At 53.1% G+C, this 19,784-nt stretch carries 14 protein-coding genes and 1 tRNA gene; 12 read left to right on the top strand and 3 right to left on the bottom strand.

Features of this window, described 5'->3' with window-relative positions; all coding sequences use genetic code 11:
- Positions 1-79: 79 nt before the first annotated feature.
- From IQ254_RS03105 to IQ254_RS03050, 12 genes are all read left to right on the top strand, one after another.
- Positions 80-892, top strand: a complete 813-nt coding sequence (locus tag IQ254_RS03105) for a carbon-nitrogen hydrolase family protein (protein WP_193964256.1) — start codon at positions 80-82, stop codon at positions 890-892.
- Positions 893-1,007: 115 nt separating this feature from the next.
- The gene (locus IQ254_RS03100; protein ID WP_193964254.1) at positions 1,008-2,456 is read left to right on the top strand and encodes a cation:proton antiporter; all 1,449 of its coding nucleotides are present in this window, start codon (positions 1,008-1,010) and stop codon (positions 2,454-2,456) included.
- Between the two features lie 45 nt (positions 2,457-2,501).
- Positions 2,502-2,574, top strand: a tRNA-Thr gene (locus tag IQ254_RS03095).
- Positions 2,575-2,747: 173 nt separating this feature from the next.
- Positions 2,748-3,923, top strand: a complete 1,176-nt coding sequence (locus IQ254_RS03090) for a site-specific integrase (RefSeq protein ID WP_193964252.1) — start codon at positions 2,748-2,750, stop codon at positions 3,921-3,923.
- A 386-nt stretch (positions 3,924-4,309) separates the two neighbouring features.
- A complete protein-coding gene (gene mobF, locus IQ254_RS03085; RefSeq protein WP_193964250.1) occupies positions 4,310-7,666 on the top strand; it encodes a MobF family relaxase in 3,357 nt (1,118 codons plus the stop codon).
- A 62-nt stretch (positions 7,667-7,728) separates the two neighbouring features.
- Positions 7,729-8,616 carry an alpha/beta fold hydrolase gene (locus IQ254_RS03080; RefSeq protein WP_193964242.1) on the top strand — a complete coding sequence of 296 codons (888 nt, stop codon included), beginning with the start codon at positions 7,729-7,731 and terminating at the stop codon, positions 8,614-8,616.
- Positions 8,617-8,738: 122 nt separating this feature from the next.
- A complete protein-coding gene (locus IQ254_RS03075; protein WP_193964240.1) occupies positions 8,739-10,598 on the top strand; it encodes an ABC transporter ATP-binding protein in 1,860 nt (619 codons plus the stop codon).
- Between the two features lie 185 nt (positions 10,599-10,783).
- Positions 10,784-11,725 (top strand): AraC family transcriptional regulator, encoded by a 942-nt coding sequence (locus IQ254_RS03070; RefSeq protein WP_193964238.1) that lies wholly within the window; start codon positions 10,784-10,786, stop codon positions 11,723-11,725.
- Between the two features lie 256 nt (positions 11,726-11,981).
- Positions 11,982-14,468, top strand: a complete 2,487-nt coding sequence (locus IQ254_RS03065; protein WP_228040046.1) for a TonB-dependent siderophore receptor — start codon at positions 11,982-11,984, stop codon at positions 14,466-14,468.
- A gap of 201 nt (positions 14,469-14,669) precedes the next feature.
- Positions 14,670-15,500, top strand: a complete 831-nt coding sequence (locus IQ254_RS03060) for an iron-siderophore ABC transporter substrate-binding protein (RefSeq protein ID WP_313887353.1) — start codon at positions 14,670-14,672, stop codon at positions 15,498-15,500.
- Between the two features lie 2 nt (positions 15,501-15,502).
- Positions 15,503-15,874, top strand: a complete 372-nt coding sequence (locus IQ254_RS03055; protein ID WP_193964236.1) for a DUF1636 domain-containing protein — start codon at positions 15,503-15,505, stop codon at positions 15,872-15,874.
- Positions 15,875-16,044: 170 nt separating this feature from the next.
- Entirely contained in the window at positions 16,045-16,254 is a 210-nt protein-coding gene (locus tag IQ254_RS03050) for a hypothetical protein (protein WP_193964235.1), read from the top strand.
- A gap of 119 nt (positions 16,255-16,373) precedes the next feature.
- Here IQ254_RS03050 and IQ254_RS03045 read toward each other — a convergent pair whose 3' ends face one another.
- The 3 genes from IQ254_RS03045 to IQ254_RS03035 all read right to left on the bottom strand — a co-directional run bounded on the left by IQ254_RS03045 (position 16,374) and on the right by IQ254_RS03035 (position 19,414).
- Positions 16,374-17,258 (bottom strand): hypothetical protein, encoded by an 885-nt coding sequence (locus IQ254_RS03045; protein WP_193964233.1) that lies wholly within the window; start codon positions 17,256-17,258, stop codon positions 16,374-16,376.
- Positions 17,259-17,499: 241 nt separating this feature from the next.
- Positions 17,500-18,120 carry an SLATT domain-containing protein gene (locus IQ254_RS03040; RefSeq protein ID WP_193964231.1) on the bottom strand — a complete coding sequence of 207 codons (621 nt, stop codon included), beginning with the start codon at positions 18,118-18,120 and terminating at the stop codon, positions 17,500-17,502.
- Positions 18,121-18,124: 4 nt separating this feature from the next.
- A complete protein-coding gene (locus IQ254_RS03035) occupies positions 18,125-19,414 on the bottom strand; it encodes a nucleotidyltransferase (protein ID WP_193964229.1) in 1,290 nt (429 codons plus the stop codon).
- Positions 19,415-19,784 lie beyond the last annotated feature (370 nt).

Genomic DNA, 19,784 nt, shown 5'->3' with positions numbered 1-19,784 from the left:
GTTCCCCTGAGCGAATAAAATTGAGGTTCGTGGAACGCCGTTGTTCCAGGTTCCTTTAATCTCCCAGTCAGGATAAGTTATGAGAGCGTATCGGGCCGCCGCCGTACAGATGACCAGTGTGCCAGATCTGACCAAAAATTTGGCCCATGCCGAAGAATTGATCGATTTAGCGGTGCGTCAGGGGGCAGAGCTGGTGAGTCTGCCAGAAAACTTCTCGTTTTTGGGAGATGAGGAGGCTAAAATCGCCCAGGCTGATGCGATTAGCCTAGCCAGCGAAGCTTTTCTCAAGACCATGGCTCAGCGCTATCAGGTTACCCTCATCGGTGGGGGCTATCCGGTGCCAGCCAAAGAAGGCAAGGTGTTTAACACGGCTCTGCTGGTCTCCCCTGAAGGGCAAGAACTGCTGCGCTATGAAAAGGTGCACCTGTTCGACGTTAATCTGCCCGACGGGAATACCTACCGAGAGTCAAACACAGTGATCTCGGGGCACCTGCTGCCCGACGTGTTTCCCTCCAAACAGTTTGGTATTTTGGGCTTGTCAGTCTGTTACGACGTGCGGTTCCCAGAGCTGTACCGTCATCTCTCGCAGCAGGGGGCGGAGGTGCTGATCGTGCCCGCTGCCTTCACCGAGTTCACCGGCAAAGACCATTGGCAAGTGCTGCTGCAAGCCCGCGCGATCGAAAACACTTGCTATATGATTGCCCCGGCTCAAACTGGGTTCCACAATGCTCGCCGTCAGTCCCACGGACACGCCATGATTATCGACCCCTGGGGTATGGTGCTGGCCGATGCTGGGGTGGAACCGGGTATTGCGATCGCAGAAATCGTTCCCGACCGTATCGCCCAGGTACGTCGCCAGATGCCCTCCTTAGTTCACCGCGTTTTTTCCTAAACTAAAAATTTTTCCTGCCAGAATAATTGGCGTAACGATCCCTGTGAACTCTACGGGGAGATAATCTCATGTACATTAAGTGGGACGAGTTATAGCGGCCCGCATGGCGAATTGGATGAGTGCCCTCATCGGCAGCGACCTGATTGCTGGGATTCAAAACAGTTATGAATTGCTCCAGCCCTTAGCCAACCCTTGGCTAGCAGAGATTTCGGAGGCAGAGGTAGAACCCCTGGTATTGGCCAGTGTGCTGCTCAGCCTAATTGTGGTTTATCTAGCGGCCAAACTGGGGGGTGAGTTGTGTGCTCGGGTCAATCTACCTGCTGTGCTGGGTGAGTTAGTGGGGGGCGTCATTGTCGGCGTATCGGCCCTGCATTTAATTGTGTTTCCAGAAGGCGGCGGTGAGGTTCAGTCGCTACTGATGAACTTTGTCGGTATGACGACCGGGCAAGCACCCGAAGGTCTGCTGCGAGTGTTTCAGGGCGAAAGCGAGGTCATCTCTGTAATGGCTGAGCTAGGGGTCATTATCCTCCTATTTGAAATTGGTTTAGAGTCTGACCTCAAAGAGTTGATTCGGGTTGGCCCGCAGGCCGCCATGGTTGCCATCGTTGGGGTCGTAGCTCCCTTTGCGGTTGGTACTGCCGGGCTGATTGCGCTGTTTGGCATTGACACCATTCCCGCTGTGTTCGCCGGGGCTGCGCTGACCGCTACTAGCATTGGCATTACCGCCAAGGTGCTGGCCGAAATGCAGAAGCTGAGCTCTAAAGAAGGCCAGATTATTATCGGTGCCGCTGTGCTTGACGACGTGCTCGGCATCATCGTGCTGGCCGTAGTAGCAAGTCTGGCTAAAACTGGCGAAATCGAAATTCTCAACGTAGCCTACCTGATTGCTGGGGCTGCGACGTTTTTGGTAGGGTCGATTCTCGTTGGTCGGCTGCTGAGCCCCTACTTTGTTATGGTCGTCGACCAGATGAAGACGCGGGGTCAAGTTATTATTAGCTCCCTAATTTTTGCCTTCGTGTTGGCCTATATTGCTGCGGCAATTCAGCTAGAGGCCATTCTGGGAGCCTTTGCGGCTGGCCTGATTTTGGCTGAGACCTCTAAGCACAAAGAACTTGAGGAGCAAATTAGCCCCATTGCCGATATGCTGGTGCCGATTTTCTTCATCACGGTGGGAGCCCGTACAGACCTCAGTGTGCTCAACCCCCTAGAGCCAGCGAATCGGGCTGGTTTGATTATTGCCTCTTTTTTAGTGGTAGTAGCTGTTATCGGTAAGGTAATTGCGGGCTTTGTTATTTTTGGCCAACCTGGTGTTAACCGCTTAGCTGTTGGAGTCGGCATGATTCCACGGGGAGAAGTGGGGTTAGTCTTCGCCGGGGTAGGAGCTGCCAGTGGGGTGTTGACCGAGTCGCTCGATGCCGCCATTATTGTCATGGTTATTTTCACGACATTTATGGCTCCGCCCTTACTACGCATGGTGTTTAAGACCGATGATGAGGTTGTAGCAATGCCCTCTGCCGACCTAGAGGTTGCGGAAGAAGTGGAGTCGTCGCCAGAAGCGTCTTAACCGTCTAAAGCTGCTCAGGAACATTGCTATACTGAGTATGCTTTTGCTGGTGTAGCTCAGTTGGTAGAGCAGCTGATTTGTAATCAGCCGGTCGCAAGTTCGAGTCTTGTCACCAGCTTTTCTTGAAACCCCCTGAAATTCCTTGATTTCAGGGGGTTTTGCTTTCCGGGGTAAATGCTGCAATCGCCTGGCACACTCGAAACATTAAAAAGATTGGGCGGTTTTAGCCCTATTTGGGTATCGTTTGGGTATCATCTGGGTATCAATACATTTGAACTCCAGGTGGCTATTATGCTCAGCAGCGACAAGACTCCGAGTGGCAAAAACCCCAAGGGCAATGTATCTATCGAGAGTTTTCGAGGGCGGCTAAGGCTGCGCTTCCGATTTAATGGCCAGCGATACTCCATGTCTTTGGGTATCCCTGATACCCAGGTCAATTGGCGCGTAGCAGAGCGCCGGGCCAGGCAAATCGAAGACGATATGCGATTGCAGCTGGCTCACGGCGGCAATTACTTTGACCCCAGCCTCGACAAGTACAAGCCTGAGTCGGTGTTGTCGGTATCTGAACCTGATATTCAGCCCGAGATGCAGCCAAAATTGGCAGAGCTTTGGCAGCAGTATGTGGAGGCTCGCAAAACTGGCAAATCGCCTTCGACCATTAGGATGTATGGCTGGGTAGCCAACCACCTGGATAGATGTCCCCACAAATACTTGGGAGACCATCAAGCGGTGTTCGATTGGGTCACCACCCACGTACCCGCCGATTCAGCCAAACGAGTGATGATGCACTTGGGATCGTGCTGCCGTTGGGCCAAGCGGTCAGACCTGATTGGCTCAAACCCCTTTGACGGTATGGCCGCAGATGTCAAAGTCAAAAAGTCTGGTACTGAGGAGGATGAGATTAACCCCTTCACTCGTGAGGAGAGGGATCGCATCATTGCTGCGTTCAAAGCGAATCGCTACTACAGCTACTACGCACCGTTGATGGAGTTTTTGTTTTTTACCGGGTGCCGACCGTCAGAGGCGATCGCACTCCAGTGGAAGCACATCGGATCCAAAGTCATTACCTTTAAGCAGGCCGTTGTTTACGATGGCAGAAGGCTAGTTCTTAAGGAAGGGCTCAAAACCCAAAAGATGAGGAGGTTTCCTGTCAACGCTCAGTTAACCGAACTCCTAAATTCGCTGAAGCCAACTTCAGCCGATGCAGAAGCGTTTGTATTTCCCAGTCGAGAGACTAAATTCATCGATTGGCACAACTTCACAAATCGGGCTTGGGCCAAGGTCATGGCATCTCTACCTGATATTGAGTACCGCAATCCCTATCAGACCCGCCACACCTTTTGCAGTTTGTGTCGAGAGGCCAATATCCCCAGTATCCAAATTGCCAAATGGGTAGGGAACTCAGCCCAGATGATTGACCGAGTTTACGCAAAACCGACTGATCACATCCAGGTACCTGAGCTGTGAGCTTCGGCCATAGCACTAACAAATCCTCAGAATTACTACCACTTAGGCCAAAGGCCATGGTCATACGTGCCAGCTATCAGCTTGAGATCACTAGCAAGTAAACGGGAAAAATCGTTCTATTTCGTGACACTTGAGGCTGATGCTGAAACTTGCCCAAATTGCACGTGACATTTTGTATTTAAGCTGAGCATAGGCTGAATTCCCCAGCTAAGATTGGGGGTATCAGATTGCTGCGCCCCTATCGGGGGCTTCGCGGAGAGGCCACACAGTACGCCAAGGTTTTGGCAAAAACTGGGCAACGGCTCTCCCTAAAGGGTTTCTACCGCTTTTGAAGACGCTTCAGGTTTCCCTTCAGTGGAGCGTCGTATTTTTAACCCAGTTTATCCATGCTTTCTACGAGCAACCTCTCTGCTGCTCAGGCGGAGACGTACTACACGAAAGAGGACTATTACTCGGCTGAAGAAAAGGCTCACCCGACGAAATGGGTGGGAAAGGGGGCTGCGTCCTTGGGGCTAGCTGGAGTTGTTAATCAGCAAGAGTTCAGCCAGATGCTTTTTGGGCAGGCTCCGGATGGGCGATCGCTAACAGGGAAAGTGGTTGATCCAGAAAAGCGCCGGGCGGCGACAGATTTTACTTTCAGCGCCCCCAAGAGTGTCAGCATTGCTGCTCTGGTGCAGCAAGACGAGCGGGTAGTGGAGGCGCATCATCAAGCGGTGGCGAAAGCTTTATCGGTGTTGGAAGAGCGCTACGCCCAAACGAGAATTTCAACTGAGGCGGGGCGAACAAAGGTGACGACGGGCAATATTGCGGCGGCGGTGTTCCCCCATTCCACCAGCCGGGAAGCGGAACCGCAACTGCACAGTCATTGTGTGGTGATAAATGCGACGCAGTTGGACGATGGGCGGTGGTTTAGTTTGAGCAATGAGGCCGCGATCGCTAACCAAAAGCTCCTGGGCCAGATCTACCAGAATGAACTGGCCATAGCGCTGAAGCAGCAGGGGTACCAGATTGAGCCAAAGGCCCACGGGCAGTTTGAACTGGCCGGATATTCTCCCGATCTGCTCAAGGCATTCTCAACCCGACGACAGCAGATTCTGAATCTGATCGAGGAATGGGGGGCGACGGGGTCTGAGAATAATCGGGCCATGCGTGAGACGGCGACGCTGGTGTCGAGGAAGCGGAAGCCTAAGGAAGTGGATGAGGGGCTGTTGCAGCGGGGATGGAATGCCCTGATTCAGCTCAAGGGATTGGAGCTGCCGGAGTTGCCCGAAGGCGTTGGCCCCTTAGCTGAATCATCTTCATCAGCCCCATCAATCATTGACACCGCGATCCAGCACTGCGGGGAGCGGGAGTCGGTGTTTCGGAGGACGACGCTGGAGCGGTTTGTCTTTGAGAATGCGCTAGGGGTGCAGGGGTTTGATGCGATTGAGGGGGCGATCGCATCAAACCCTGAACTCATCAAAGTCGCCAACGGCAAGTTCACTACCCAGACAGCACTCAATCTTGAACTCAATACGATCCGTCTGGTGCAGCAGGGACGGGGGCAGGTGGGCGCGATTGTCCCCAGCGGTACCCAGTTGGATAATCTAAAGAGCCACTCGCTGAATCCAGAGCAGCAAAAAGCGGTGGAGATGGCAGCTACTACACCGGATACCGTGATGGCGTGGCAGGGGGTGGCGGGAGCAGGCAAGACCTATGCCCTGAGTGTTTTAAAAGAACTAGCCCAGGAACAGGGATATGCTATCCGAGGGTTGGCCCCCAGTGCTGAAGCCGCCCATGTGCTGGGAGAGTCGCTGGGGATTGAAACCACCACGGTCGCTGGTCTTTTGGTGTCTCAGCCACTAGATGAACCACTCCAGCGAACCCTCTGGATTGTGGATGAGGCGGGGTTGCTGAGCATGAAGGATGCTCATGCTCTGTTGCGGCGGGCAGCATTGGAGCAAGCCAGGGTCTTACTGGTCGGTGATACCCGACAGCTTTCAGCCGTGGAGGCGGGCAATCCCTTCAAGAGTTTGCAGGCAGGCGGGATGGCGACCGCCTATCTGGAGACCCATCGGCGGCAGCAGACTGGGGTGCTGCGATCGGCTGTGGAACTGGTGGCTCAGGGGCAGGTGAGCGAAGGCATTGAGATCCTGGCCCAGGCCGGATGTGTAAGGGAGGGGGATCAAACTCAGGAACAAATTCGGCAGGTGGCAGCAGATTATTTGGCGCTGGCAACAGAGGAGCGGGAGGCCACGCTGGTGCTGGCAGGAACGAACATTGAGCGATTGGCTCTGACTCAGGCGATACGAGGGGGGTTACAGGATGAAGGGGCTTTGGGTGCGGATGGGTTTGTGATGCAGAGTCTACGCCGCAAGGATTTGACTACGGCCCAGGCCAGTTATCTCAAGGCTTATGCGCCAGGGAATGTGCTGGTGCCGATTCAGGATTATCGGAAGCAGGGGTTGATTAGAGGGGAGCAGTACCGAGTGATCGCTGTGAATCCCGAGGCTCAGCAGGTGGTGCTGGAGACGCCAAGTGGATCAGTACTTTCGGTCGATCCAGAAGCGTGCCCACGCAAAACCGTTTACACAACTCAATCGATTTCGGTGGCGGTGGGCGATCGCCTCAAACGGACACGCAACAACCCCAAAGCTGGAATTCGCAATGGGCAGGGGTTTGTGGTGACGGAGCTTGAGGCCGATGGGACGGCGGTGATTCGGGATGGGGCGGGGCAAACCTCCACCATTAACCTCAGCGGGAATCAGTATATCGACTACGCCTGGGTGAGCACCACCTACAGCAGCCAGGGCAAGACGGCAGAGCAGGTACTGGCGCTGTTGGGGGAGACGACGAATCGAGAAGCCTTTTATGTGGCGATTTCTAGAGCCAAGCGGGCGGTGACCCTGTACACCACCAGCCAGGCCAACTTGGTGCGACTGGCCCAGGTGTCGCGGGCCAAGGAGAACGTAAGTGACTACGTGCCCTTAACTCAACAGGTGATGACCTATGGACAACATGACCAACGGGAACAGCAGGAACAACGAAAACCAGAACCTATCCCCAACTTTGACCCCAGAGCAGTGGGAGAGCGTATTGGCCAGCGTGTTGCGGAGCAGCTTAGAGCCGCTGCGGGCCGAGATTTGCGTGAATACGCAGCGGGTGCTCCACCTCGAAGACCACGTCCAGTCCTTGGAGAAGGATTTGGCGATGTGGCCGCAGCACTGGAACTAAAGTTTGGGGCGCTTGGTCGCGCAATTGCAGCGTATCGTCAGCGACGAGACCTTCTCCAATGCGCAGGCGACCTTGCAGGAGCAATTGAGGCTGTTAATTGCAGCCTTGAGCAGTTGGAACGGGCAGCTCAAGACCGAGTTGGCCTTGCAGCAGTAGTTGATCGCATCGCTAGAGCAGTTGGAAGGCCGGTTAGACGAAAGCAGCAAAAGTTAGATACACCGGAACCGCCAAAGGTGAATTCGAAGGAGCAGCTTTTGGCGCGTTGGGAGACATACTCAGCGGGGTTGCCGTCAGCGAGTTTGGAGTTGCGGGTGGCGCAGCGGGCGTTGCGGGATGGGTGCTCGGTTAAGGAGGTGACGCTGATGCTGGTGGCGGGGAGTGAGACGGTGAGGCTGATCTATGACAAGCAAGGTAGGAAAGAGGCGATCGCCTTTGCCCAGCATATGGTGACCCTAGCCAGCCAACAACAGGCTCAGACCAAGCCAGGTTTTAGCCATGGGCGATCGCTACAGATAGAACTTGGCGACTAAGCTGTTGGTAACCGCAGAGCAGTCTAGTCTGCGGTGAATATCGCTGACCAGTGGTGCAAAACATGCAAATCGATGGAGCCGGTTGGACGACCTGGCAAGACTTTAAGGCTGACCAGCGGGAGCTAGTGTTACCCACCGGTACCGCCGCCCACATTCCAGTGACAATTCGCTATATCGACCGGGGTGAAGCTCGGCTGGGTACCGTGCTGCTCATGCACGGCATTCCCACCTGGGGATATCTGTACCATGCGGTGATTCCGCCTCTGGTACAGGCGGGCTATCGGGTATTGGCTCCCGATTTTTTGGGCCACGGCTGGTCGGACCGGCGCGATCGCTTTGACCGCTCCTTTCAAGACCAGGCTCGGATGATCACGGCTTTGCTGGCGGCCTTAAACCTTCAGCGGGTGGATGTGGTGGGCCACGATACTGGCGGTGCAGTGGCGTTGATTTTGGCCATTGAGCACTCTGCCGTGGTGAATCGTCTGGTGATCACCAACTCCGTCTGCTACGACCGCTTTGACGATGACATGCTCGATTTTGGCCATCCGCTGCGGTGGAAGCCGCGCCCGGTTAGCGATCTGGTGGCGGCGCTAGAGGAAAGTTTGGCGGCGGGGCTGTCGAACCCTGAGCGCCTGACTGCCGAGTTTCGGGCGGGCATGATTGCGCCCTGGGCTAGTGAGGAAGGGAAGCTGAGCCTGCTGCGCAACGCCTCGGCCCTGAATGCCAACCAGACCATGGCCCTGGTCGATCGCCACGGCGATATTGCGGCCCCCACCCTGGTGCTCTGGGGGATGGACGACCCCTGGCAAAAAGCTGAAGACGGCAGGCAGCTGGCCAGCGAAATACCGGGCGCACAATTTCAGGCGATTGAGGGAGCTTCTCATTGGATACAGCAGGATGCGCCAGAGCAGTTTTCTCAAGCATTGCTGGAGTTTCTTGCCCGTATGTAGCGATCCTGTCCTTAGTTCTTTGATGGTTAACCGATTCCCGTTAGGAGTCAAAACACTCCGTTGAGGAATCCTTTTGTAGCGGGCAAGTCGGTAGGCTAGATTCTTTGGGGGGTAGGTTCGCTATGGGGGCGGCGACACTGGGGTATCGAGCGATGTTGGCGACTTATCTGAAACCCCAGCGGGGGCGGTTTTGGGGATTGGCGATCGCCCTGCTGGGAGGCATCGGCCTACAGCTGCTGAATCCGCAGATTTTGCGCTACTTCATCGATACGGCGATCGCAGGGGGGGAGCAGCAATTACTGCTGTGGGCGGCTGGGGCGTTTATGGCGATCGCGCTGTTACAGCAAGGGTTGGCGATCGCCACCACCTACTTCAGCGAAACCATTGCATGGCGCGCCACCAACACCCTGCGCCTGGACCTGGCCCGCCATTCCCTGGGCCTGGATCTGGCCTTTCACAAAGCCCACACCCCCGGCGAACTGGTGGAGCGGGTCGATGGTGATGTCGATGCCCTGTCGCGGTTTTTCTCGCAGTTTGTGTTGCAGGTGGTGGGCAATGGCCTGCTGGTACTGGGCGTTCTAACAATTCTGTGGTTCGAAGACTGGCGGGCCGGGCTGAGCCTCAGCCTATTTGCCCTGGTGGCCTTTGGGGTGCTGGGCAGCCTGCAAACCCTGGCTGTTGGCCCCTGGGGCACCTACCGCCAGATCAGCGCCGAATTTTACGGCTTTGTGGCCGAGCACCTCAGCGGTCTCGAAGACATCCGTGCTAACGGGGCCGTCGGCTATGTGATGAATCGCTTATACAAAATTATGCGGCAGTGGCTGGCGGCCTTTCACCAGGCCCGCTTGACTAGCACGCTGCTGTGGAGCAGCACCGTGGGGCTGTTTACGGTGGGGAATGCGATCGCCCTGGCTGTTGGGGCCTACCTCTGGGGCCAAGCCGCCATCACCATCGGCACCGTCTACCTGCTGTTTTACTACGCCACCCTGCTGCAAGACCCCATTGAGCGCATCCGCGAAGAGCTGGAGGAGCTCCAACAGGCCCAAGCCAGCATTCAGCGAATTCAGAATTTGTTGAGCTATCAGACTCAGATCAGCCGTGGCGGTAGGGCAATTCTTCCCTCCGGGGCGCTGTCAGTGGAGTTCGATGACGTGTGGTTTGGTTATGAAGATGGGGGCGAGTGGAAGCGTGGACGAGTAGACGAAACTAGTCCTGATGAGATTAAAAAAACTCACCTACACACCTACCCGCCTACCCATCCACCCGCCTACACCCTGCAATCCCTCACGCTCTACCTCCCCGCCGGGCAAACCCTGGGTCTGCTGGGCCGCACGGGCAGCGGCAAAAGTACCCTAGCGCGGTTGCTGCTGCGTCTGCACGACGTTCAACGCGGGCAAATCTGTTTGGGCGGAGTTGATATCAGTCAGGTATCTAGGACAGAACTGCCGCACCATGTGGGGTTTGTGACGCAGGATGTGCAGTTGTTTCAGACCTCGGTGCGCAACAATTTGACGTTTTTTAATAGGCACATCGGCGATCGCACCATTCTGCAAACTCTGGAGGAGCTGGGCCTGATGCCCTGGCTGGAGGCGCTGCCTGCGGGGCTGGATACGGAACTGGGAGCTGACAGCGGCGGGCTGTCGGCGGGGCAGGCGCAGCTGCTGGCCTTTGCGCGGGTGTTTCTCAAAGATCCGGGACTGGTGGTGCTCGATGAAGCGTCGTCGCGGCTCGACCCACTGACCGAGCAGCTGATTGAGCGGGCGGTGGATCGGCTGCTGGAAAACCGCACGGGCTTTATCATCGCCCACCGGCTCAAGACCTTGGAGCGAGCCGACCAGATTTTGATTTTAGAGCAGGGGCAGGCGGTGGAGTACGGCGATCGCACCTCCCTGACCCAAAATCCCAGCTCTCGCTTTGCCCAGTTGCTGAAGCTGGGGAATGTCGCAGAATCTGAAATTTCTAACCCTCCGCAACAGCGGTAGGTCATCGATCTCGAATAACTATTGAGAACTGATGCCAACTAGCGATAAGATTTCAGCATCCTCTCTCACATCTGATGCTTTGGATGTAGGTTGCCGGGGTTGCTCAAAAGGCTGTCTGCAAGAGATTGTCGGCTGGCGTTTGGGCAACTCCGTTTTATCGCTATACCGTTGTTCTAACCGCCGTCATGCCCATTACCTTGTCCCAAGCTGACTACGCGAACTGGCTCAACGAGGCCACCTGCACCCCCACAACAGAGGGCGAAGTAACGACTTATCCAGCCACCTTGGGGCGAGGGCAACAGCGCTATGTGGCACTCCGCGAGGGGATCGATCTCGGTATCGAAGACCTTTGGCTCAACGACGATTTAGAGATTCAGCATTGCGATCGCACCCATCCTCTAGAGTTCACCTTTGAGCAGGTACAGAGCGGCGGCAAAAGCAGCCAGCGCTACGATTTCTTTGGCAGCGGGTTGGCCCCGGCTGAGGTCTGGCGGGTGCCCGGTCAGCGGCGCATCGTGAGCGTCAACGTGCATATCGACCCCAGCGTCTTTCACCAGTGGATCGGGAAATCTGGCGACGATCTCCCAGACCTGCTGCGCCCTGCGGATCAACACTATCTGGAGCGCTCGGGCATCCCAACCGCCGCGATGCAGATGGCGGTGCAGGCAATACTGCGCTGTCCGTTTCAAGGCCTGACTCAGCGGCTCTACCTGGAGAGCAAAGTGTGGGAGCTGATGGCGCTGTTGATTGAAGACCTGCAAACAACGCCCGGCAACGTTGGCCCACCAGCCCTCAAACCCGACGATGTAGAGCGCATCCACTACGCCAGCAAGCTGCTGCGCCGCCAGATCACCCAGCCCCCCACGCTGATTGAGCTGGCGCGGGCCGTGGGCATCAATGACCACAAGCTCAAGGTGGGCTTTCGCCAGGTGTTTGGCACCACGGTGTTTGGCTACCTGCACGAGCACCGCATGGAGCGATCGCGCCAGCTGCTCGAATCGGGCGATCTCAGCGTCACTGCCGCCGCCGAGGCCGTGGGCTTTGCCAGCCGGGGCCACTTTGCCGCCGCCTTTCGCCGCAAGTATGGCGTGAATCCGGGGGTGTATGCGCGGGAGAAAAGGGCGTAGAGGGTGGATGGGTAGGTGGGTAGGCGGGTGGTTGAGATTTCCCTATCTCATCAATACTAGTTTCGTCCACTCTCCTACCCGCCCACTCTCCAACTTGCTCCAAAAACTCCGGAATGTGATCGCAAAAACTCCGCCTAGGGATCATCCCTCGCTTTAGCGGCTCCCAACGACCTGTATCTTATTGAGAAGTATTCCTGATTGCCTCGAAGCGATTTGCAGCTAGGGCCTTGTTCTCAACGATTAAACAGGTGGTGTGATGGGAGTTCGATTGCAGCGGTTGGTGTGGTTGGCGGGATGGCTGGCGCTGGTGCCCATGGCGGCTCAGGCCGAAACAGCGTTGCCGCTGGTGGAGGCGGTGCAGCCCAGCAGCCATGCGGCGGATCTCAATCTGGCCCAGGCGGCAACGCAGATTACCGGCGTGCGGGTAGAACCCGACGGTCAAGGAATTCGCCTAGTACTGGATGCCGACGGGGCGCTGGGGAACCCCACCACCTCGGTAGTCGGCAATGCGCTGGTGGCCGAGATTCCCAATGCGGTGCTGGCCCTGCCGGAGGGGGAGAGTTTTGAGCAGTTTGGCCCCGCTGAGGGCATTGCCTTAGTCAGTGTCACCAGCCTGGAGGATAACCGGGTGCGGGTTTCAATCACCGGCAGCGATGGGCCGCCAGCGGTGAATGTGAGCACCGGGGCGGCAGGGCTGATACTGGGCATTCTGCCTGGCCTAGGCTTGGCGACCGGGGAGGAGGAAGTCATCCGCATTGGGGTGACGGGGGCTGGCGATGAGGGCTACGCGCCGCGCGACTCTAGCACGGCCACCCGCACCGAAACGCCCCTGCGCGATATTCCCCAGTCCATTCAGGTGATACCTCAGGCGGTGATTGAAGACCGCGATGCGCGGGAGTTGGGCAATGCCTTGGAAACCGCAGCTTCGGTGGCGTCAAACGGCGGGCGGGGGCTGAGCGTCTTTGGCCCAGGCTTTCTCATTCGCGGCTTTGAGACCCGAGGGGGCATTTTTCGCGATGGGGTCGAGGCGTTTTCGCTGGGGGCGCTGAGCACCAACGACATCGAGCGAGTGGAAGTGCTGCGGGGGCCAGCCTCGGTGCTGTTTGGCCAGGGTGAGCCGGGCGGCATTATTAACCTGGTGCCCAAGCGCCCGCTGAGCGAACCGCTCTATGACGTTTCTGCGGGAGTCGATAGCTTTAGCAGCTACGACGGAGCGGTTGACCTATCGGGGCCAATTACCAGTGACAGCACCCTCCGCTACCGGCTGAACCTGTCCTACGAAAACTTCAATAGCTTTCGCAATTTGGTAGATGGTAACCGTCTGCTGATTTCGCCGATCATCACCTGGGATATTGGCCCCAGCACGTCGCTGGATGTGTACGGGCAGTATACGAGCGATCGCGAAACCATCGACGAAGGTTTGGTGGTGGGTGCCAATGGCATTATTGATCTGCCGCGCGATCGCTTTTTGGGCGAAGATTTTGGCGAATTTTCCCAAACCCAGTTCAACCTGGGCTATCGCCTCAACCACGAGATGAACGAAAATCTCGCCCTGCGCCATACCCTTCAATACCAGCAATATTCGCCCCGCCGATATGCCCCGCTGTTTGACTCACTGGATGAAACAACAGGCGAGCTGGGGCGATTAGCCTACTTTGCGGGTGGCACCTACCAGCGCTTTTTTACTAATGCCGAGGTGGTGGGTCGATTCAGCACGGGCTCACTCAACCATGAGGTGCTGTTTGGCGTTGAATATCGCAATACGCTGGAGCAGCCCGAGTTTCAATTTAGCAATTCCTACAACTCCATCAATATTTTTGACCCGGTCTACACCGGCACTCCCTACGCCATTGAGCCTGAGTTTTTTCGGGATGACACGATTAGAACCCTGGGCATTTACCTGCAAGATCAGGTTGAAATTTTGCCCAACCTCAAGCTGCTAGCCGGAATTCGGTATGACGCCGCTGACCAGTTCCGCACTACCCAAGATATTGGTCAACCCCGCGAAGAATTTAGCCAGTCAGACAGCGCCTTTTCGCCTCGAATTGGCATTGTCTATCAACCGATTGAGCCGGTGTCGCTCTATGCGTCGTACACCACCTCATTTCAGCCTTCCTTTGGGGCGAGCCGCAACACCGACGACTCCACCTTTGACCCCGAACGGGGGCGACAGTTTGAAGTGGGGGTCAAAGGTGACCTTACCGAGAACCTGAGCTTTACGGCGGCCCTATTCGACATTCGCCGTCAGAATGTGCAAACTACTGACCCTAATGATCCGCTGTTTACGGTGCAGACCGGCGAAGTGGCGAGCCGAGGTTTTGAACTGGGCCTAGGCGGCGAAATTTTGCCGGGGTGGAACCTCACTGCCAACTACACCGCGCTGGATGCATTTGTCAGCCGAGACAACACTATTCCGGTGGGCAATAGTTTGGCCAACGTGCCTGACAACCAGTTCAGTCTGTGGAGCACCTACGAAATTCAGGAGGGCAATTTAGAGGGTCTCGGCTTTGGCTTGGGGCTTAACTATGTCAGCTTACGAGCGGGCAATTCTGATAACAGCTTTACTCTGCCTAGCTATTTTCGCACCGACGCGGCGTTGTTTTACCGACGCAATAACTGGCGGGCACAGCTCAATGTTGAAAACCTTTTCAATACTCGCTACTTCACCTCGTCGGATCAGTTTTTGGGGGTAACTCCCGGAGCGCCGCTGACGGTGTCCGCCCGAGTGGGGGTCGAGTTTTAGGAGAGTAGACCGTTAATGGCAAGCTGCATGGATGAGGTGAGACAGTTGAGTTTACGAGTTCTACACCAATGGGGAATTAACTTTTGCTTGGCGCTGGTGACCTTAGGGTTAGTGGTTGCCTGCCAGAGGGGAGAATCAACCATCGGCCAACAGACTGCGGTGGATTGCACTGAGGTTGAACATGCAGCTGGAACGACCTGTGTGCCCAAGACCTATGAGCGGTTGGTGACACTGGATGGGGTGACGTTTGAGTATGCGATCGCATCTGGTCTCTCACCCATTGCTACAGCCGTAGGCGGCTTGATGGAGCACATGGCTGAGCAAGTGGCCCAGGTCGAGAACGTAGGGCAAACGGGAGAACCTAATCTAGAGGAGGTGCTGGCACTCAAGCCCGATCTAATTGTGGGGCTTGATAATAATCAGGCGGCCTATGCCCAGGCTACTCAAATTGCGCCGACGCTCATGTTTAGCTTTGAGCACAGTGGTCAGTGGAAAACGCTGTTTCAGCAGATGGCGGCGGCTCTGGGGCAAGCGGATGCGGCGCAGCAGACAATGGCCGATTACGATGCCAGAACGGCAGACTTTAAAGTTCAAATGGGCAATCGCCCAAACGACCTTGAGGTATCGGTGGTGCGAATTTATCCTGACACCATTAATCTATACCTGCGCGATTCGTTTGTGGGCACCGTGTTGCAAGATGCGGGGCTGGCCCGCCCGACAGCTCAGGATATTGGAGCAGATGAGGCAACGGCCCTTTTCGACAACCCTATTCAAACCAGCATTAGCCGAGAGCTGCTTGGGCAGGCCGATGGCGATGTCATTTTTCTCTGGACCGGCGAGAACACCCCCGAAGCGACGGCAACGGCCCAGCAAAAACTAGAGACGTTGCGACAAGACCCGCTCTGGCAACAGCTCAAAGCGGTGCAGGCTGGGCGTGTCTATGCTGTACCCAGCTATTGGATTGGCAGCGGCCCGATCGCCGCCAATGCCATTCTGGATGACCTGTTCAAATATCTTGTGGAGCCATCGTAGGCATGCCTGACCAGTTGATTGTTTGCAAAAGCTGCGGTTTTTCGGCAGATGAAGAGAAGCGCGATGGGGAGACGGGCGGGGAGCACTTGCTGAAGCACCTGGAGGCGCTACATTCGCAGTGGGCTCGCAAGGGTGAGCTGGCGATCGCGACTACTGGGTGCCTATGCATTTGCGAAAAGGCCTGCGCGATCGCCTACGTAGGCACAGGCAAACCCACCTATCTCTTTGCCGACCTTGATCCCGCCACCTGCGCCGCCGATCTGCTCACTGCTGCTGAGCTATATCTCGACAGCAAAGACGGCATGGTGCCCTGCTTCAAGTTGCCTGATAAGCTTCAGTCTCACAGAACAGCGCGAATTCCGCCCGCGCCTTAGAAGTGGTAGGCGGTTAGTAGGTTGTATTGTTGGGTTTCCTTTGTCAACCTAACCTACAAGAGATCTGCGATCGCACTCAATGTATAGCGGATGAGGGATGAAGCAATCGCTGTTGCTGCTTACGCTAATAGTTAAGCGCTCATGGGAGCCGACGTAAAAGAAGTGGTTTTATGACTGAGAATCAACATAACGATCCCGACAACGCCCAATCCACTGATGCGGAAACCTTCGACGCCCGTGACCTAGTCAATAAGGGCGGCTACGACAAAGACCCCCGAGAAATTATTGCGAATCCTGCTGTCACCCCTCAGATGCCCTACGAGCGCCGCGACCAAGACGGCGTAGGTATGGGTCAAGTCGATGACAAAGACTCTGAATAGTTTCATTGCGGTCTTTAGAACTAATGGCGATAAACGCTAGGTAATAGATTGGCACCGACCAATCCAATTTTTTGCCCACCATCAACCCAACCTATAAGAGATCTGCGATCGCACTAATTTCATAGATCGTTGTGCCCCCAATCGTTTTGAAGTGCAGCAGCGCGGTGTTTCCATCCAAAATTCAGTTTATCGCGATTCCGTTGGTATATTTTTTCCTCAATCGCTGGTGCTCCAAGTATTACAATTTGATAGTTGGAGAAGAGAAGCAGAACTCGATGTTCTGGAACAGTTTTAAACCTAGCAAGCTCATTCTCAAGATCAAGCATTAACCGGGAAGCGAACTTCCAATTCGCGCACTGTTCAGCTTGATCGTACAAAATTGTTACTGAAAAGATTGCAAGAACACCGCGAAGTAGAACGTCTTTACCCTGACCATCTGCTAGAGGTACTATAAGAAACGTGCAAAGTAAGACGAGGATGATTATGAACCAAAGAGTTTTCTGAGCTTTCTCTGCACATGCTGCATATAGAGTAGCGTTGAAAAACGCGTTTTCTTGAATCATCCAACGTAATTGCGAAGTTCCGTCACCACTGTTTGGTAGTGTGTATTCACCTGATGCACTTACTGACCTTACTTTTTGGGCACAATTTTTGTGAATTTTCACTGGAACTTTTGAGAATAGATATGACGCATCAAACTGGTCACTATTCATAGAATAAGCTTTTGCGAGCATTGCAATCCTGTGAAGTGAATGACCTAAAAAGTTATGCCGATTTGCAAGCAGGCGTAGCACAAATGCAGTTACACCTGAAATAAGGCTAATGACCGTCATCACATAGACAACATAACCTGTAGTTATAAGTGAAATTATAGTAGCTGTGAAGAAAATAATGTGGGCATCAAAGCGCCAACGCTCAAAAGTTTGAACTGTACCAAATAATTCAAATGCAATTGTCTCAACTAATCGCGACGATTCATCAGCAGTTGTTGATTCGCTCTTCATTGTTGTGTGTTCCACCATTTCTTCCGACGTATAGCTCAGCCTTTATCCCCTACTTACGAACATTTTTTATGAAACTTACCTGCTTTTGGCGCTAGGTTGTACAGTCTGCCAATTATAAGTGATTGACGGCAAAAGGAAAATAGCTCCTGGGTTTTGAACGCGGCAGTAGCGCATGGATAGATAGGAAAATTTGTGTGTTTAGGGCAGGTTGTCGAGTAAGAAGACTATCAGGGAAATTGGGTTAAGCTGGCGCTCCGCACATCCGAAAATAGCTAAATGGTATTGCTTTAGAAATGAATGCCCACCATGCTAAAGCAACTACTAGAAACAAAACTGTAGCTAAAAAACTAAGAGGAACTTTGTCTCTAAATAATCCGAAGTGCTTTTGCTCATCCACCCAATCAATCTGATATTGCCAGAAAAATTTATAGTGCGTATACCAGTCGCTGAACAAAATTTGTTTGCTTATACTTAGCTGATAGTATTTAGCCTCAACCTCCGTTAACTGCTTCAAGATCTCATTCAAAGCTTCATCGTCAGCTTCTTTAGCGTAGTAGTACAGTTTTTTAAGATCATTGAAAAGCTGAATAAGTTCTATACCTACCTTTTCATATCTATCTTTTTGTGAGTCATACAAAGAGATGTATAAGCCAATGATGCCAAGAATCAAGAGTGATGCAGATAGAGTTTTGCTTGAAAGACCATCAAAAGCAAGAGAATAAATGCCGACGGTTATGGAGAAAAATCTTATTAATCCTGGAGCTTTAACAACGATATCAAATGTTGCCATGTGCTTTTTAGCTCCGAAGCCAACATTATAGGCTGTCTCTGCAATTAACTTCAGAACGTTATCCTTACTCATAAACCTACTCAATTGGTACGTCAATTCTATCTTTTGCTATTACAACATTGTCTTTGACGGCGTAGCACTCAACTATGTGTTCACCCCTAAAATTTGTATGTTCTTTGTTTCTTTCAAATCCTAAGTCAGGAAAAATTTGCCCTCTGACAATATCTCTCCTCCTTGCTTCATCACCACGATTAAGAACTTTCCAGTAAATAGAGTATTTCCCATTAATATCATGCTCCTTTACATAGAAGCTGAGATCTTTGGTTCTGGCGAGGCGAAAATTTTTCCTGAGAAAATCAGATAGTTTATGCTCTCTGAAACCATCTTGAGATACATCACAATCGATTGTTATATTATGGCGAATATCAATCGAAAACAAATCTTCTATAAATTGCTCTGTATTTCTCCAGGTAGGCTGAGCAAAAGAACTGGCGTCAATATTGGTTATAGGTCTACTTGGGAAAGGTCTACCGTAAATCTTTTTCCACTTGCCATAAGCGATATCTTTCTCGCTGGCTTCTATTGCTTTTATGCATAGTTCGTACGCTTTTTTAGCTTTTCGCTGAAATTTTTTCTTTACTCTAACTCTCTGGTTGCTTCCAAGAGCTGCATAATAATCTTGATTTGGTTGATTCATTAAGTATTCAAAAAAGTCTCGACTCATTACATCATAAAAACCATAACCCTTGTCGTCATAATAAGCTGTTGACTTCAAAAAGTTATAAGCTAATGTATCAATTAGCAATCCTCCCATGCCAATGCCATGCTTGTTTTTCCAAGCTCTAGCCATTTTGCAAAGTCTTCTAAGATTCCCATTTGTCTGACTATCTGAACTTGATATTGCCTTAATTTCTTCGCGTGGCTTTGTTGTTTTCCAGATTCCACCATCGTAACTATCAGGATACTTAAAGCTCTCGTCATCCTGCTCAAACACTGGCTGAACTTCAATATAAAAGTTCGTGTATTGAACGCATACTACAAGGCGATCTATGAAAACCTTAGTTTTAGGATATCTACCCTTGATAGCGTCTTTGGCATCGCATAGAAGCTGATATTGCTTTCCGTCTTTATATTCGCTCCATAATCCTTTCGGCATAATGTAGAGCATGTCTAAGTCCGAAATTCCATTGATTGCGGTATATCGACCAATCGAGCCTACTTTCAGTGAGTTTGCTGTCTTTGAATCCGTTCCTCGAAACTTTTTGTTCAAGGAGGCCGTTACTTCTCCGTATCTATCACTTATTGTATTAGCGTTACCTATTGATAATTTGCCGATAAAATCTTCAAAGACTGTTGATATGGTCAATTTATGAGCCTCTTTTTTTAAGCTTATTCAGTTATTTCAAAAATTAGTATAATCCATCAATGCTAGTCCTATTCTGTTGTTAATTGTGCTTTTTACTTGCCTTTAATCCTTAAAGATAAAACGTTTATCTCCTGCAAGAGGGTAAGTTGCTCGACTAATAGTCTTATCTAGCAAGTCTCTGCTACGCCACCTGCGGTAACTTCAATCGGTAAGCTAGACGCTGCTCCACGGTTGACGGGGAGCTTTTGTACCACTATCCTCTTACATTAAGCCGTTCAGCAGAGCGGTGGCCACACAGAACTCGAAAACTTTAGCGCTGCCTGAAGGTGCTAGTAACACCAACAGACAGCTAACCCCGCAAATCTAACGC

The sequence above is a fragment of the Nodosilinea sp. LEGE 07088 genome, assembly GCF_015207395.1.
Classification (GTDB): Bacteria; Cyanobacteriota; Cyanobacteriia; order Phormidesmidales; family Phormidesmidaceae; genus Nodosilinea.
The sequence above is the reverse complement of the archived record's forward strand: the minus strand, read 5'-3'. Positions and strand labels throughout refer to the sequence as shown.